Genomic DNA, 16,417 nt, shown 5'->3' with positions numbered 1-16,417 from the left:
TATCACCTCTGTTTATCTGTTTTCATCATAATAGTCTACAAGCAATTTATACAATAACGCCTTTATTTCTTCCTTTGGAAGTTTTCTCCCCATAAGTTGGAGATCCGTTTTAACATTTTCATATATTACTTTACCCTTAGAAGAAAGTTCTACTTTAGGAATTGCCATCGTCTTATTTTCAACTTTAACTTCAAAATAGTCTTCTTTTAACTCTTCCTTACTATTTGATTCGATAAGTGAAGTTATGGTTTTGAAAAAAACTTCATCTGTTGCATCAGACCATTCTTCTCTTTTCACTCCAACTAACTCAACTGTTAAGGAATCTATCCAATTATCTTTATCTGTTTTTTTTGAAATTACGGCATAGAACTTGTTATCTATTTTTACTAATTCATTTTCTTTATGAACAAAGTTAACTAATTCATTGTAATTTTGGGTATTAGTTAAGTTAAAAACTGTTGTTTCTATTAATTTTTTATGGTTAGAAGCGTATCCTTCACTTTCTTGTTTAATTTTCAGAATGCAATCTTTATCTAGTTTTAATTGATAAAGTTCATTTAAAGCAACATCTGGTTCAAACTCACCTTTTTTTATTAATTGTTTAAATATAGATGCCTTATTTGATAGTTTATTTGTTTTTTGAGTTATTTTAGGTAAGCCTCTGAACCATCTTAATAACATTCTATTTACACGAACACTCGGATGGTAGGACGCATCCCTTTTATCTACATAATCCATAAAACAATCATCTATTATTTCTATTATTTCTTTATACTCATTTCCCATTACTTGATATGTGTACGTGTAATTCTCCGGTTTGTCTAACATACGATCGTATAAAATATCACCATCAATATCATTGATATAAGACCCATCTTTATGATAGAACATAATATACTTCCACTCATTTCTTAATATCGATGTTAGAAGGACCGGGATAATTGGCTCTCTTATACCAAAAGGACTACTTATAAAAATTTCAATTATTTTTTTAAATTCACCATTTCCTAATTTAATTTCATCCATTAACCTTCTTCTTAGTTCATTTACCTCATAGCACTCATCTTGGCTATTAATGTGATTGTTTTTAACAACCGAAGCAAATATTAATTTAGCTACTCCTTTAAAACTCATTTCACTTTCATTACATATAATTGTATTTACAACCTCTTTAGCACCATTTAGCTGTTGTTTGGTAATTAATCTACGATTAAAGGCCTCATTATTTATTACAGGGGTCTTATCATAAATTCTGAACATTATTTTTGACAATTCCTCACTTAATGAGACTCTACTTTTTATCTTTAAAATCTCACCCTCATGTATCCAAAATGAATTTTGAAATTGAGTTATTGGCTCTAATAATTCTTTGAGTATGAAGTTAGTATTTTCTTTAATTTTCAGTAGTTCTTCTTCTACAATTGAATCTTCATTTAATAAATACTTGTCCTCTAATAATTTATTTATTGATGAGAGCTTTAAAACTTTTTCTTCAAAATTAACTAATGTATTTTTTGGTAGAGTAAAAACAATCCGGCTATTACTTTCGCTTAAGTCTAAGATGGTACTTTTAACTTCTTCAATTTCTAAGTCTGGAATAACATAGTATATTCTCATATCACACTGTTCTTCATCAGCAAAGCTGTTTTTAACAGTTTCAGATGTTACATCACTGGCATAAATCGGAGAAATTGATGCAAACCTTATCATATTTTTTTCATCATTATAACGTTTTGGATACGCATATCGACTTTCTAGAATACTAGTAATCAACTCTAACTTATTGGACTTTTCCAATCCAATTTGGTTCATTTCAGCAATTTTCTTATTAATATCTATAGTACTACCTTCGAATAATTCCCAAGTACCATCAAATAACCTAAATCGAATAAGCTTTTTGTTTTCAAGTATCGACATAATTTCATTAACTTTTTTAAGATCCCAATTAAGTGAAAATGAAATGAAGTCTTTTGTCAATTTACGTTTATTATTTAGGCTTGCAATATCCCATAGTGAAATCAATTTAATTAGCTGCAACTCAGAAGATGCTGTTAGTGAACTTTCTATCCTTTTTTGGACTCTCAAATATTTAAGATATGAATTACCTATTAATGTATCACCCATAAACTCTTGAAAAGCTGGCTCAAAATAGTCGAATAAATTATTAACGTGATACCATGTGTTTTTTCTTTGAAAATAGTTCGCTAATCCGCCTAACTCATTACTTTCTAAGAAAGTAAATAAAGTACGTTCGTTTTGAGCTACTGCATTAGCTAATCTGGGAAGAGCGTATAGGGTTGCTGGGTGTATAGGGTAAGAATTTTCTACAACTATAGTCTTTATCTCCCGACCATTAAGCTCAGGAAATAAATCGTACTTAATAACTTGATTTTCAAAATCAAATTTCTTATTCCAATTGTCTCGATAATCCAAAGTAACCTGACTTGAAAGTCTTATAAAAGTAGCCGGGTCGCTATAAGTATGATAGACCCTAAAGCGTCCCTGTATTCTTTTAAACTCGTTCTGGAGTTCTTCTCCATAACTGAGAAAATATTGTTTTAAGTTTCTATGTGTTATTAACAAAATATTAAAGTTTCCACTTTTATGATGATCTGCTAATTCAGCAATATCCTGTATGTCTTGCATAGCCTCTACAGTTTGATACTTATCTAAGCTTTGCAAAAATCTCCCAAACTCATCGTAAACCAAGTATAAACCAAACCCTAATTTATCTAACTCATCAAGAATATAACTTAGATGTTCTGTAAGATCCTGGTCGTATGATATTGTAAGTTCAGCACCCGCCGTTAAAGATGGATAAATGTCTTTAAACCAATTTATAGCAATAATATCGTGTTCAGTAATATCATTTAAAAAACTGTCTATACTCCAATTTTCTTCGCTTAATTTTGAAATAAACTGTTTATAAGTTTCAGCATAACTATTTTCCCAAAGATTAATTTTTGATTTTATTTCTTCTACAAAGGAAGGGAGTGTTAAATCCGGTTTAATTTGTATTAATGATTTGTGTATAGAAGAAATAACAGCTTCACGGAATCTGCCTTGTTTCCCATTGATTACCACAGGGATATATGTTCTATTTAAGTTTTTTGCCTTTTCAAGAAGAGTGATTACTGTATCTTCTTTAATATTTACTTTATCAAACTTATCAACTAAGTTGTTTATTGACCCAATAGATACATTTTTAGAAACAATGTTTGCTATTAAGGCCCCAATCATTGATTTTCCCGAACCGTAAGAACCAACTAATATATGGGATTTATTCCCTTTGTCTAAAAAACCCTCTAATAATCCTGTTAAACTTTCAATATGAGTTGGTGTGGGTATATATCTATCAAGTATCCATTCATTTCCTAAATCTAGTTTTATATTTACACTAGTTTTAAACTTACTCTTTGATATCATCATCTCAATACCCTTTCTTGCCTAATGTACTCTTCTCTTAAAAACTCTATTGGATCGAGAAGCTTTACTCTTACTAAATCCAATCTATTAGTCCTGTCAAATTCTAGAGGAAATCTAGATATGGATACAAGATGTTCTATAGCTCTCACAATTTCACTTCTCTGTAAATTAAACACTTTCCCCCATAGCTTTCTACTTGTTTCTATTTCTTCAATTGAAACTTCTTTTTGTCCATACTTTAATAATACGTACATGAGTGCAGTCAAGCCTACCTCCTCATATTTAGGGGACTTTTTGAATATTTTCCCTTCCTTCTCTTCTAATAACTTTAGGGAAGTTAGTGGACTTTGAATTACCTCTTCCGGATCATTTGAGATATTTCTTGAATAATACTGTTTTATTAAACAATCAAAATCGCGTTCTAAAGTGTCTTCTGAGTTTCTAGTATCATAGTTTTTGTTTAACCAAGCCATAAAGTCATTTAGTGCTTCTTCTTTACTAAATGATGGTTTGTCATATTCATTAAATAACCAATACCACGTTGTGCAAGGCTCTGTTTCATCAACAATATGATAGTGAATTATACTTGCTGTGTCATTCAACTCTAAGTATGGGTCATACTCATTAAAAACATTTCCAAAAGGAGTAATTTTGTGAATGACTTTGTTATCGGACTCGCGTTTTCCAACCTCACAAATGTCAGCTGCTTCTATCCAATGTTTTAGGGATTTAACCATATTGGTTCCTAAACCTATTAACTCCGATGCGTTCTTCTCATAAAAAAATCTATTATTTATATTAATCTGTTGGATAGCTTTTCTTAACCAATAGATTCGCAAATAAAAACTTTGATGTTGTCCAAATCCCATTACAATCTCTCCTTAATTTCTGGAGAAGTGTCTCCAGAATGTATCCTTTATTATTTTAACATACAATATAGATTAATCTAGTAACTATTAGAAAACATATCCATTTATTAAAGCTATTTTTAGTCTCTATTCAAAATTGCCTCTATCTCTCTTTCTAATGCTCTGTTAACAAATAAAAAAGCTGCTATACAATGCAGCTTAGATTTTATCCAAATCGTGTGTGTTTCAAATATTATTACCAATTTATTACCAATTTATTACCGATTTATTACCAATGGTAATTTAAAATTCTTTATTTTAAGAATTACAGCCTTATGCCCAATTGAGAGCCCTTTTAACTCAGGACTTTCACTTCGACAACACAATCCTAAAATCACCCGTTCGAATTCACCAGACTTCACTTCAATCCGTAACTCATGTATTACCTATAGGGAACCCCAGCGAAGTAAAGCGTTACTCCACCGGGGTAGCCGAATTACCTAAGCTAAAATGCTTGCAATGTTTTATTTAATATCATCATTTTTATTTTGTCCCCGCTCCAGAAGATACTTCTCTAACTCCTTATCACAGCAATAAACATAACAGCCCTTCATCCCTCTGGTCATTAATGTTTTATAGGTATTTTTCACAAGACTAACAAGTGGATCTGCTTGTCCTTTCTTCGGTTTTGCTGGTTTTGCTCCTTTGTCTTTAAATTCATCTCTGCGGACAATAAGGGACTGTGTTTCTTCATCATAACCTAGATCTTTTCCGATAATGACACCAACATAGTCCATTTCCAGCCCCTGTACGGTATGGATACATCCGATTTGATTCGCACATTCTGGATGGATCGCCCAGTCAATCCGATTAGGGTCGTTCCATGGCAAGGCAAAATTGTGTTCCTCGATCACGACATCATCTACAAGAACCCCATTTTTTACTGTTTTCGTCCAATCCCATGCATAGCCTGCTAATAACCGGCCACCCAGTCGATCCACAATCTCTTCTTTTAGCTGATGAGGGTTTGAAACAACTTTAAAATCAAAATCTCCCTCTAGTTGGACATTGGATTCATTCTCAGTAAAAATACTTTCTAACCATTCGAGGTAATTCCCAGATCCAGAGCAGCGAAATTGTGATTCTAGTTCCACGGTATGGATTTCTGCTCCTAATTTGTTGGCTTCTTCAATCAATAAATCAACTCTGCCAATGTCTTTTTTTGAGATGACTTGATAATCGTCGATAAAAAAGACGCTGACTTTTGAGGACCGAATGATTTGAGTTGCCTGGTTTTCTCCGGGAATCTTCTTCTTCATATGTCCATGTTCTTTTAAACGATGGCTTCATCACAAATCAGCACATCAAAATAGTTTTCTGGTGCTTCAACATAGGCTGCGGACCCCTTGAATAAATCCCTGACTTCCATGTGGCCCGATGCACCTATTAGTTTTTTACGCAGGATCTCTCTAAAAGCTTGATTTGGGGCATCCCTTAGCACTTTGGCCATCTGAGGAAGTGACCGTTCCCAGGAGTTTAATTCACTTGGCGATACGACTTTATTCATTTTTTTAAAGACATTTTCTTTTAGAACGTAGCCAATTTTATTTTCATAAATATGGTTTAAGAAATTGGATGAAGTCTCATTATAAATAATCATTGTTTCATTCCCTTTCCACAGGGTATTTCAACGCATTCTTTTCAAGCTTCTGATATACTTCCTCTTCAAGATCAATCTCCAGCTTATCCGCCATCTGGACGAGATAAATGAGGATATCGGCCATCTCTTCTTTCATATTCTGCTTCGTACTCGCAATCGCTTCTTCACTGCTTTTCCACTGGAAATTTTCAAGTAGTTCATTAGCCTCCAGTGATATCGAAATCGCTAAATCTTTGGGGTCATGGTACTTTTTCCAATCCCTTTCATCTCGAAATTCAATGATTTTTTGATAAAGTTTTTCCATTTTTCCTTTGCTCTCCATTTTAAAAATACTTTGTTTTAAGATTATTTTAACACTAATGAATACACTTCCAAAAAAATAAGCTGACCTAAGCGAGTCAGCAAATCAATGGCGTAATATTTCATAAGTCCAGAAGAACCGCCCCATAATCATTATTAATATGAATCAGCCTTTAAAGGGGAGGATGAAAGTAATCAGGTCTGGGTTAAGGAGTAGTATTGGACGCAAAATATGAGCAATAAAACAATTCATTTAAAATTATCCCCCTATATCTTATATAATTGAACTGATATAACTAAGATTAAGGTATCCATGCAATTCGATGAAATCATTTTTTATCCATTGTGGTACAATATTACATAAAAACTAATTTTAGGAAAACATTAATCAACCTTACTAAGGAGGGTGAATAAGTGGGAAAACAAGAGTACGCTTTTGCCTTTATAACAGAAGAAAAGCCAGAATGGGCGCAACTTGCTAAAGACTTTGAAAAAATGCTTTTTTCAGATATGGAAGCCGCTTTAATGAAAGCAAGAAAGTTAACTGAGCATTTAATAGAAGATGTCTATCAAAAGGAAGAAATCGACTATCCAGCATTTGCAAAACATGCGGAAAGAGTGATGATTTTAAAAAACTCAGGGGTTATGGACGAAGAGTTATTTAAAGCCTTTGATCGGATTCGTCGTATGGGTAATTTTGCAGTTCATGATAAGAAAGCGATTCCCTTCTCTGATGGATTAAAAGTACATTTTAATTTATATATGATACTCAAATGGTACACTGAATCATATTTAAACTTTGAAATCAAGGTACCAGAGTACCAGGATCCAAAGCCTGAAAACCTAGACGAAATCATGGATGACAAATTTAAGAAACTACTGCAGGAATACTTGCCGAATTATTTAAAGGAATTAGGGACTTCCGTTGGTGAGATTCCCGAGGAAGAAGAAACAACAAACGATGAGGAGATGCCTTCCCTTCATGGTTCGAAGCTTCATTATCAACTAAGTAAACTGAGAGAATCCTCAAGAGGAGCTGTTGAAGGCTTTAAAGGGTTAAGTGATTTTAAACAATATTTACATGTTAAGCGCCCTATTGAGGAAAAGCTTGAAGCGCATGTACGCGAATGTGCCTCTGCCTCTGGTAGCAAGCTTATTTTTCTATGCGGAAGTGTCGGGGATGGGAAGTCACACCTTCTTGCACAGTTATCCACAACCATGGGTGACATTATGAATCAGTTTGAAATACATAATGATGCAACTGAAAGCTTTGATCCAAAGAAAAACTCACTCGATACCTTAGCACAAGTTCTCGACGCCTTTTCAGATGAAAATATCGAGTCCAGCAATGAGAAACGAATTCTCGCTATTAACCTAGGGGTACTTAATAACTTTATCGAAGCCCCTTATGCGGACGAAAAGTATCATAAATTAAAAGAATATATTTTAAGCGCAAATGTCTTTGAGTCTAATACAATTACAATGCCACAGGAAAGCGAACATTTTATTCTTGTGAACTTTGCGGATTATAAAACATTTGAATTGACTATGGATGGACCTGAGTCCTCCTATTTATCAGAACTCTTTCAACGAATCACCCAAAAATCGGAGGATAACCCTTTTTACCAAGCCTATCTTCAAGACAAAGAGTCGTTAAACGCAAATCCAATTCTTATAAATTATGAAATGTTTTCATCAGAATCCGTTCAAAAACAAATCATCCAGTTGATAATTAAAACAATTGTAAAGGATAAGGTAATTGTTTCCTCGAGGGCTTTGTTAAACTTTATTTACGATATTCTTGTCCCTACATCCATTGAGGAGATAAATACATCAGACTTTATTGATATGCTTCCAAGTCTTTTACCAAATCTTCTGTTTGAGGGCGTGGAAAAGTCGAGTTTCCTAAGAATGATTGCCACCCATGATTTGATTCATCGACGAGTAAAAGAAGTAGATGAAAAACTGATTAGCTTAAATAACGCAGGAAGTTATTATCAATTTTTTAGAGATGTCATTTATGATCCGTCAGCTCAAGAATGGATTACTTTACTAGAGCCAATCGAAGAAGTGGCTTTGCTTGATAAAGATACAAAAAGAGAATTAAGTGAATTGTTCATTCGTTCTACTTTTTTATATGAATCACACTTACAAAAGGTCTTTCGGGACTCTGTTTATAACGACTATATGAAGTATCTTTATGCATACAATACAGATAAAAAACCGATGCTTCAAAATCTTTATTATGAAATAGAAAAAGCCATTTATCTTTGGAAGGGCAGTCCGAAAAGCAATTACCTTTTCATTGATGATGAAAGCAATAAAATCCGAATTGCTGAGCCTTTACAGTTAAGAAAAGCGCCAATCACGATTAAAAATGAAAAGAAGGAGGTAGTGGAACGATTCACCCCTACTCTATTTCTTGGTTTTCGGTGTGAGCCATTTCCAAATGTTCTAAAAGTAGAAATCGACTTACCTTTGTATGAGATGGTCATCCGGGTACTAAATGGCTACCGATTGAACAAGAAAGACCGTGAAGATTCTATTCAATTTATCGATTTCATTAACAAGCTTCTTCCTTATGGAAAACAACAAGAAGAAATTCTTATTAAAGATAATGAACACCGTTTGTCGTTCAGATTACAATTCGATGCCGATTTTGAGTCCTATTCATTTAGCAAGGAGCAGTGATGATTGTGAGTGCTTTGGAAGAATTACGAGATGCATTAAATATAAAAGAAAAGAACGCTAAACTAACTTTGAAACATAATATCAACAAAAAAACCGCTTTCTTGCCCTTTCAAACGAGGAATCCAGAAAGAGCGAAATTCAAAGATGGGTTTTCCCCTGTCCTAGGGCAATTCTTCCGATATGTTGAAAGTGTTGGTTCGAATTTTGAGTTGGAAAAAGAACAGCTCATTTCAGAAATTTCTACTGACGTTGTAATGGATGAAACGGATCGCTCACATTTTGAACGTATCCTAGAAGATTATTTATTTCAAGCCAATTCAATCCGGGTGTTCCACCCAATCATGTATAAATACATCCCTTTATCTGATTCAAAGGAAGCCAAAGGGGAAAATGAAATTGCCCAGTATTTATATAATGCCTTGTTAGGGAACGATACTCAAAAGTTCAAAGAAATCCTTGAATTACAAGAAAGCGAACATGTTTTGTCCCGTTTGATTCAGCAGCATATGCCACAATTGCCGGAAGAACCGTCTAGTAGGAAGTATACCGCATCGTTTTCTTTTATCCGGGACACTTTTCAACAGGACTTAAAAACACTTTTAACGAACAAGGAATTTTTCACGAATCATATCCAGCTGTTTTTGGCTTATTATTATTTTTATTCTGCTTCACAATTAATATTGAAAATCAATCAGTTTGAGAAAATGGACGCTACCTCCCCTACTCCTATTTATTACAATCTAGATTGGGAAGCTTCGAACCGTAATCGACTGGCGACTACAACAGGATTTAAAATTATTATGGAAAATGCACGAAAGCTTTTAAGCCATGTGAATACTTTAGAACACTTAAACATTATCATGGGCACAGAGCAACTTAACTACCTTGAGCTCCATAAGCAGTTTGAACAATTGGATGAAGAGGAACAAAGAAGAATGATTGATGATGTTCATAAATGGACAATGGAATACTCCGAAATAGTATTAGGGAATCAGAATGAGATTGAGAAAAAGACGGTTTTTAAAGAGAGTTACAGACAGCTTCAACAACAACTTTCAAAAGGTCTTAAACTCGAAACGAAATATCGCTACGCCCTAGCCATAAATGAAATTGGTAAGGTTTATTTTCTAAAAACTAGAGGCTCGCTTGGTAATACTCTCAATGTCACTCAAGATTTTCTAATTTTGTTAACAGCTTTATCAGTTAAAGATAATAAAATTTCATTAAAACAATTATTTGTTGAATTCGAAAAACGAGGAGTCTTTTTAGATCGTTACTCAAAAGAGGAAGTTGTTGAATTATTCAATAAGCTAAACCTCATTGAGAAAAAAAGTGATAGTGGTGATGCACAGTATGTTAAACCAATTTTATAATTATATGGCAAAAAAACTCGTTACATTTTTAGAGAGTCAACAACTTGTAGGTGGAGAGCGTTTCTATCTTCAGTTTGATGAGGAAGACAATGTTAAGGATTTCTATGCGACGTTAAAAAATTTACCTGATGCGGAAACTTTTCAATATCAGCATGAACTTGGCTCTCCCTATACCACCTTTTCTATAAATGTCGAGCAAGTAAAAGTAGTCGTTGGTGCAACGATTGATGAGATTACACCAGATTTCTTAGTAACGATTCGAAACCTGATCAGTGAACAGGATGGCGAGTGGGAAAAGACAGCATTGATTATTATTTCGCACCTCTCCCTTGATAGTATCCAAGGTGGAAGTAAAAATTTGCAACAAAAAGGCATGCCTTTTAATATCCAAAGCATTACTCATTACATAAGGGAGGAATTAGATTATAATGACAATCTTTCCACAGCGGAAAAAGAAATCATTCACTTTCATCTTGATAAAAAGCTAGAAGACATTGTCATTCAAACATCTATTTGGGATTATGCGGATATAATTGCATTAATCAATAAAGGAGAAATTGAGTCTCAAGATTTTAAGTCTCTATACCTGTTCCTAGATAAGGAATTGGGTAAAGATACCTATATGAAACCGGCCGATATTCGCATTCGTTTAGAGGAAAACAATCATTTATTTGAAAGAGTCCAGCGAATCCATGATTATGAGACGTTGGATACGGAATTAGAACCGTTATTCGAAGAAAAAATGATTCCAAAACTAAAACGAGAAGACTGGTATGAAAATGAATTTATGCCTGTCAAAAATGCCTATAACAATGTTAAAAGATCCTTAGGCTATTTGAGCGGCGAAACTAAGAAAATTAATAAAGACATTACTTTTTGGGAACGACCTCAGATAGAAACAAAAGTAGGCCAACGAAAGCGGCATATTCTTATTTTCAACGAAGCGAAGAACTCAGAAATTGAAATGCAATTTGAATTTGACGATTTCTTAAAAAAACAATTTATTCATCAACGTAGTGAACCTTTTGCAGCAACGAATGGGAAGAAATTAAAAGTCACATTGCCCGCTTCTGATGAAATTGGATTTCATCAAATTAAATATCAACACAATAAAGAAACACAATCTAGCTATGAATTCAACTTCTGTATTGTACCTTTTGCTGTGAGTCAGCTTGAAGGCATCGAAGCTGTGTTCGAAGTGAAAATTAAAGGCAATGAAAAAGGGATTTTCCTTAAATATTCAGGTGATAACACGACCATCGGTTCAGGAAATAATATAACAGAATATACAATTAAAGAAGCCTACGAAACCATTACAATAGAAGAAGATGAAAAACTTATTCTCGATGTTGATGCAGGAGCCTGGGACGAGGATTCGCTTGAATTCACAATCAAAATTGACGGAAACTTCCTCCCTATGCAATTTAAAGACTCAGATACAAAATCTTATCCAATCCAAGCCAAACGAGTTTGGAAATTAAAACGAGAAAAGCAGGAACATTTTTATTTAGAAAATGATCGCTTACGTTACGGAACCAACACGTTCTACCCACATGAGAATTTCAAAAAGGTTCTCTCTCAAGAAAGAAAATGGATTGAAGAGAAGCATTACTATCTTCTTGAAGGCAAACAGGCAGAAGATTTCCTATTACCAGAAAAGGTTCAAAAAGCATATAAAGACTATTTAAGTTACTTCAGTACTAAGCAACTGTTACCTAGTTTAAGTTATATGGATGAGGAACTAATTCCCCTTGCTAAACAATATGTGGAAACAGTAATTGGGGAAATTAAAGAGATTGAAGAGCACTCTCTTCTGAATCAGGCGCAAAAGAATCTGTTTAAGCTAGGATTACAGGTGGAAAACGGAAAAATTTGGATTAGCCCCCTCCATCCTTTAAATGTTGCTTATCAATTAATGTTAGAAGAAGAAACCAAGGACGAAGAACTTGATTACCCAATTTTGGACCGACTACATCCGCAAAACCTTTTGCCGTTCCTATATTCGGAAAACGATGAACTGTATCGACCTACTATGGATTCCCCGTTTGCGGAATGGTATGGATATGAGCCAGAACATTTAGTAACGGTTGGAACAGCGAACGAATTTTTAGCAACGGTAATTGAGGAGAAAATCAAACAATTTATCCGACATTTTGATTATTTGTTTTTAGAAAGCGCCCACTCTCCCCTTTTAATCAATGTCATAGAAATTCATAATGACAAGGAAGTTGTTCGGGGATTGTTCCTATTCCTAAAGAAGTTGCTTGAGACAAAGGGACGAGATGGAATGCTGCCGATTGAAGTAGCTCTTTATCGAAATGGCGTCCAGTCTCCGAGTGCATTAGAACTTTTTTCAACACTAAGGACACCAGCGGAAATCGAGGCAGAGTTTAATATTAGTTTGAAATCTCGAGAATTTGATGAAGTTGATGTTTTAAGACTCATAAGAGAACATATTCATTATTATAAAAATGATTTAACACAGCACACTGAATTCGAGTATGCTCATATATCATTCTTTAAACTACCTACCCAAGATATCGATGCTTCCCATCAGGTAGATAAAATGGAAACTGGAATTGCTTTAAATGGTCTGCTTTCTTCTGTGGTTGCAATTGCAAGTGATTCAGATTATCGCTCAGGATATGGTCTATTGAATGCGCCAAAAGATGCGAATCCTTTAATCAAACTCGCAACATATTATAACGAGCTATCTTTTAATATGCAGAATGAAGGAAAGAATTCGTATAGTAAAAACAAATCGATTGTAATGAGCACGTCGACACAAGCAAAAGGATTCCTTGAGAAGCTTTATCAATCATCAGCTTGGGTTACGTTCATCGACCCAGGTGTAGATTTAGACTTCTTTCAAAAGTCTAGCCAGAACTTATTGGTGATTCACTATAATGATCAACATACTTCTTCTGACCGTTATGATGCGATAACAGTAACAGACAAATCTGACCAATATAAAAAAGTAATTTCCGATTATATTGGTGAAAAGGTAAAAATTACACCAGGAAACATTGATTTAGCTATCAAATCCTTTAATTCGATAAATGGCGAATGGCTTTTAAACATTATTGGCAGTAAGGGACATTTGGCGCGGGAAAAAATTAGTCTAATATCTGCAATGAAATACTTGGAAAACTATTTATACCATCCAAACATTACTTGGATTCCAGTATCATTGGAGGAAATTCTTCGTGTTGCATCAGCCATCAAACTAGATAAAAGTGAAGGGATTTTCTCCGCAAAGAATCTGAATTCCAGCGGAAAACATAGTGATGATATATTAATGATGGGTGTAGAAGAAATCGATGATCTACTATATCTTCACTTCTACCCAGTAGAAGTGAAGATTGGACACCTCCAAACAACAAAAGCAAACATTCAAATCGGAAAAACAACTAGGTTATTTGAAAGCTATTTAATCGATTATGATGGTGAGATAAGTTTTAGAAAGAAGTTTTTCCGTAATTTCTTTGCTCAAATTCTGTTATCTAATGCGAAAAAGCTCCATTCTAATGATTTATGGTCAGATGAAAAATTCGAATCTATTCACCAATTGAAGTCTCGATTGATGAATGATGATTTCAAGGTGGCCAAACATCTGCATCGTTTCATTGGACAAGGTGCTGTACTCACATTCCGTAAAGATTATAGCTTTCGCACAGCAGAGCATATTGATGATATTCTAAAACTTACCTTTATTGAAGAGGATGCTTATGCTGGGTTAGCGATTGATATGGAACAAATTCTAGAAAAAATGCAAAAAGGTTATATGGACTTTGCTCCAGAAAATATGCTCTTTTCAGCGTATCATCCATCAGAAGTTGATGTGACAGAAATTTGGACAACTAGTAAAGTGGAAAAAGAAACAGAAGTTGATAAGTTTAAAAATAATCAGGAAACGTTACAACTAGGAAGTGAAACAGAACAACCTGACTTAAAGTATGCGTATAACTCTAACGAGCAGAAAATTATAGATAAAGATTCTACATCAACGTCAGGGAATGAAATTTCAGCTGATATCGATTTAGAAGATACTCAATTGGAATTTAATCAGGAAAAGTCCCATACGGAACAACAAAACCGTTTAACGGATGACAATAATACTAAATTAACATGGCAAGGAACTAACTTAAAAGACATTAGAGTTCCTATTGGTCAAGTTTCAGGTTCCAATAGAGTGCTCCATTGGGAATTTGGAAATCATGGGTTAGCTAACCGTCATTTGTTTATTACAGGACGTTCAGGACAAGGTAAAACATATTTTATTCAATGCCTGCTTTGGGAATTATCTAAGCATGGAATCTCTAGTATGATTGTCGATTATACAGATGGCTTTAAGAAGTCCCAATTAGAAGACGAATTTAAGGATAAATTGGGCGGTAATTTAGAGCAATTTATTGTTCTAAAGAACAAATTCCCTGTAAATCCTTTCAAACGAAATCTTAAGGAATTAGATGAAGATATCATTATAGAAGAAGAAGACTCCGATGTGGCAGAACGATTGAAGAATGTCATTAGTTCAATCTACACTACCCTTGGCCCACAGCAACTAAATGCAATTTACCAAGCAGTTATGAAAGGAATGTCGATTCATGGTGAACAAATGAATTTGACTCATCTTCGTGAATTGCTTGAGGAAGATGGATCGGGTCCAGCAAAAACCGCCGTATCGCAAATGAATCTACTGATTGATAAAAATCCTTTCAATTATGAGGAAGATTTTGATTGGTCCTTTCTTGAAAAAGATAAAGGAAAAGTCTTTGTTGTCCAATTAACTGGATATTCACCTGATGTACAGAAAATGATTACTGAGTTTATTCTTTGGGATTTATGGTATTACAAGCTTCAGCATGGTCATAAGAACCTCCCCTTCCCTGTCATTCTTGATGAGTCACAGCGACTAGACTTTAGTGGAGACTCACCAAGCGCCAAAATTCTTGTTGAAGGCAGAAAATTTGGTTGGTCTGGATGGTTTGCGACTCAATTCTTAAAAGGCGGCTTTTCGACTGATCAAGTCAACCGTTTGCAAAATGCCGCTGTGAAAATCTTTTTTGCACCGATGGAAAGTGAAGTGTCATCAATTGCTAATAATCTTACCCAAGATGTTACTGAGCGTAAAGAGTGGGAAGTAAAATTAGCAAATCTAAAAAAAGGGCAGTGCGTTATATATGCACCCGTTGAGGACAGAGACGGAAACCTTTTACCTTCTAGACCATATTTAGTTGATATTATGGGATTAGGGAATAGATAAGAAAAGCCCGATTCATTTATCTTAGATAAATTTGAATCGGGCCTTCCTTTTAATCATAAAAAATAATTTCTAACCTTTTCATGACACCAATTACGTCTTGCATTAGTTTATGTTCATCCTTATTATTCAATTCTATAAGCAGGCTATCTAGACTGCTCTCAACTTCTTCTTTCAAAAGCTATTTGTCTAAGGAAAGTGGTCGATTCGAAATAGAACTGAACCTCTTCTTGTTATAATTGGCCAAACATTTTTTGGGGAAAAAGGGCCAGTCCCCCAGCGAAGTAAAGCGTTACTCCACCGGGGGACTGACCCCTAATTACCCCTGCTGCAAGGTTATGAATAAAATCCGGAGCAATTAAAGGAATCCTACGCCAAAATATCGATGACTTAACAATTGTCATTGAGGATTTAGCATGTTAGTTATTAATCTAATTTTGCTCGGAGCTTTTAATAATTGGAGCAATGAAATATTTTTTGTAGTTGGCTTGAATAGCATTAAAAAATAATATTATTATGTAAACTTAATGTTCGCCTCTTTTCACTTCCATAAAATAATCCTAAAAGCAGCAAACTATTTAATGGGACTCTTACTAATAGATACTTGTTAAGTAAGCGTCAAATAGCGCCCACATATTTTTTTGTGGGCGCTTGTTGTATGCTTTATTTAGATTTATTTGGGACGCGACATTCTACTGGAATTGTCTTCGACCATGGTAGGAGTTGATCGTAAGCCCGAATTATAAAAATAAGCGTACCTTTTCGGTACGCATGACAAATAACCGTAAATCATGATTTTTTTATCAGAATTACGGTTATTTCACTTTATTTTACATTCAGCTTGTATCATCCTTGA

The 16,417-nt window shown here is 34.3% G+C and carries 8 protein-coding genes; 3 read left to right on the top strand and 5 right to left on the bottom strand.

What is annotated here, in order from left to right; all coding sequences use genetic code 11:
* Positions 1-12 precede the first annotated feature (12 nt).
* The 5 genes from GNT69_RS23010 to GNT69_RS22995 form a co-directional block, all read right to left on the bottom strand.
* Positions 13-3,429, bottom strand: coding sequence for a hypothetical protein (locus GNT69_RS23010; protein WP_203557336.1), 3,417 nt, complete (start codon positions 3,427-3,429; stop codon positions 13-15).
* Positions 3,426-4,295, bottom strand: coding sequence for a DUF4007 family protein (locus tag GNT69_RS23005; protein ID WP_203557335.1), 870 nt, complete (start codon positions 4,293-4,295; stop codon positions 3,426-3,428). Before GNT69_RS23005 ends, GNT69_RS23010 begins: the two co-directional genes overlap by 4 nt.
* A 503-nt stretch (positions 4,296-4,798) precedes the next feature.
* Complete coding sequence (locus GNT69_RS23000) at positions 4,799-5,593, bottom strand: DNA/RNA helicase domain-containing protein (protein WP_239094428.1); 795 nt, start codon at positions 5,591-5,593, stop codon at positions 4,799-4,801.
* Positions 5,594-5,607: 14 nt separating this feature from the next.
* Positions 5,608-5,934: a hypothetical protein gene (locus tag GNT69_RS25755; RefSeq protein ID WP_239094427.1), complete on the bottom strand. Its 327-nt coding sequence runs from the start codon at positions 5,932-5,934 to the stop codon at positions 5,608-5,610.
* Between the two features lie 4 nt (positions 5,935-5,938).
* Positions 5,939-6,238: a nucleotide pyrophosphohydrolase gene (locus GNT69_RS22995; protein WP_203557334.1), complete on the bottom strand. Its 300-nt coding sequence runs from the start codon at positions 6,236-6,238 to the stop codon at positions 5,939-5,941.
* A gap of 410 nt (positions 6,239-6,648) precedes the next feature.
* Between GNT69_RS22995 and dptF the strand changes: the two genes are divergently transcribed.
* From dptF to dptH, 3 genes are read left to right on the top strand one after another with little or no spacing between them, the layout of a single operon-like run.
* Positions 6,649-8,925, top strand: a complete 2,277-nt coding sequence (gene dptF / locus GNT69_RS22990; protein WP_203557333.1) for a DNA phosphorothioation-dependent restriction protein DptF — start codon at positions 6,649-6,651, stop codon at positions 8,923-8,925.
* A 5-nt stretch (positions 8,926-8,930) separates the two neighbouring features.
* Complete coding sequence (gene dptG, locus GNT69_RS22985) at positions 8,931-10,298, top strand: DNA phosphorothioation-dependent restriction protein DptG (protein ID WP_203557332.1); 1,368 nt, start codon at positions 8,931-8,933, stop codon at positions 10,296-10,298.
* A complete protein-coding gene (gene dptH / locus GNT69_RS25750; protein ID WP_239094426.1) occupies positions 10,279-15,564 on the top strand; it encodes a DNA phosphorothioation-dependent restriction protein DptH in 5,286 nt (1,761 codons plus the stop codon). The genes dptG and dptH overlap by 20 nt, the downstream gene beginning before the upstream one ends.
* The last annotated feature ends 853 nt before the right edge of the window (positions 15,565-16,417 follow it).

The sequence above is a fragment of the Bacillus sp. B15-48 genome, assembly GCF_016879755.1.
Taxonomy (GTDB): domain Bacteria; phylum Bacillota; class Bacilli; order Bacillales; family Cytobacillaceae; genus Mesobacillus_B.
The sequence above is the reverse complement of the archived record's forward strand: the minus strand, read 5'-3'. Positions and strand labels throughout refer to the sequence as shown.

Excerpts from the sequence above, each read along its gene's own strand:
- dptH (WP_239094426.1), top strand. The coding sequence starts at position 10,279 with ATGTTAAACCAATTTTATAATTATATGGCAAAAAAACTCGTTACATTT.
- GNT69_RS23010 (WP_203557336.1), bottom strand. The coding sequence starts at position 3,429 with ATGATGATATCAAAGAGTAAGTTTAAAACTAGTGTAAATATAAAACTA.
- GNT69_RS23000 (WP_239094428.1), bottom strand. The coding sequence starts at position 5,593 with ATGAAGAAGAAGATTCCCGGAGAAAACCAGGCAACTCAAATCATTCGG.
- GNT69_RS22995 (WP_203557334.1), bottom strand. The coding sequence starts at position 6,238 with ATGGAAAAACTTTATCAAAAAATCATTGAATTTCGAGATGAAAGGGAT.
- GNT69_RS25755 (WP_239094427.1), bottom strand. The coding sequence starts at position 5,934 with ATGATTATTTATAATGAGACTTCATCCAATTTCTTAAACCATATTTAT.
- GNT69_RS23005 (WP_203557335.1), bottom strand. The coding sequence starts at position 4,295 with ATGGGATTTGGACAACATCAAAGTTTTTATTTGCGAATCTATTGGTTA.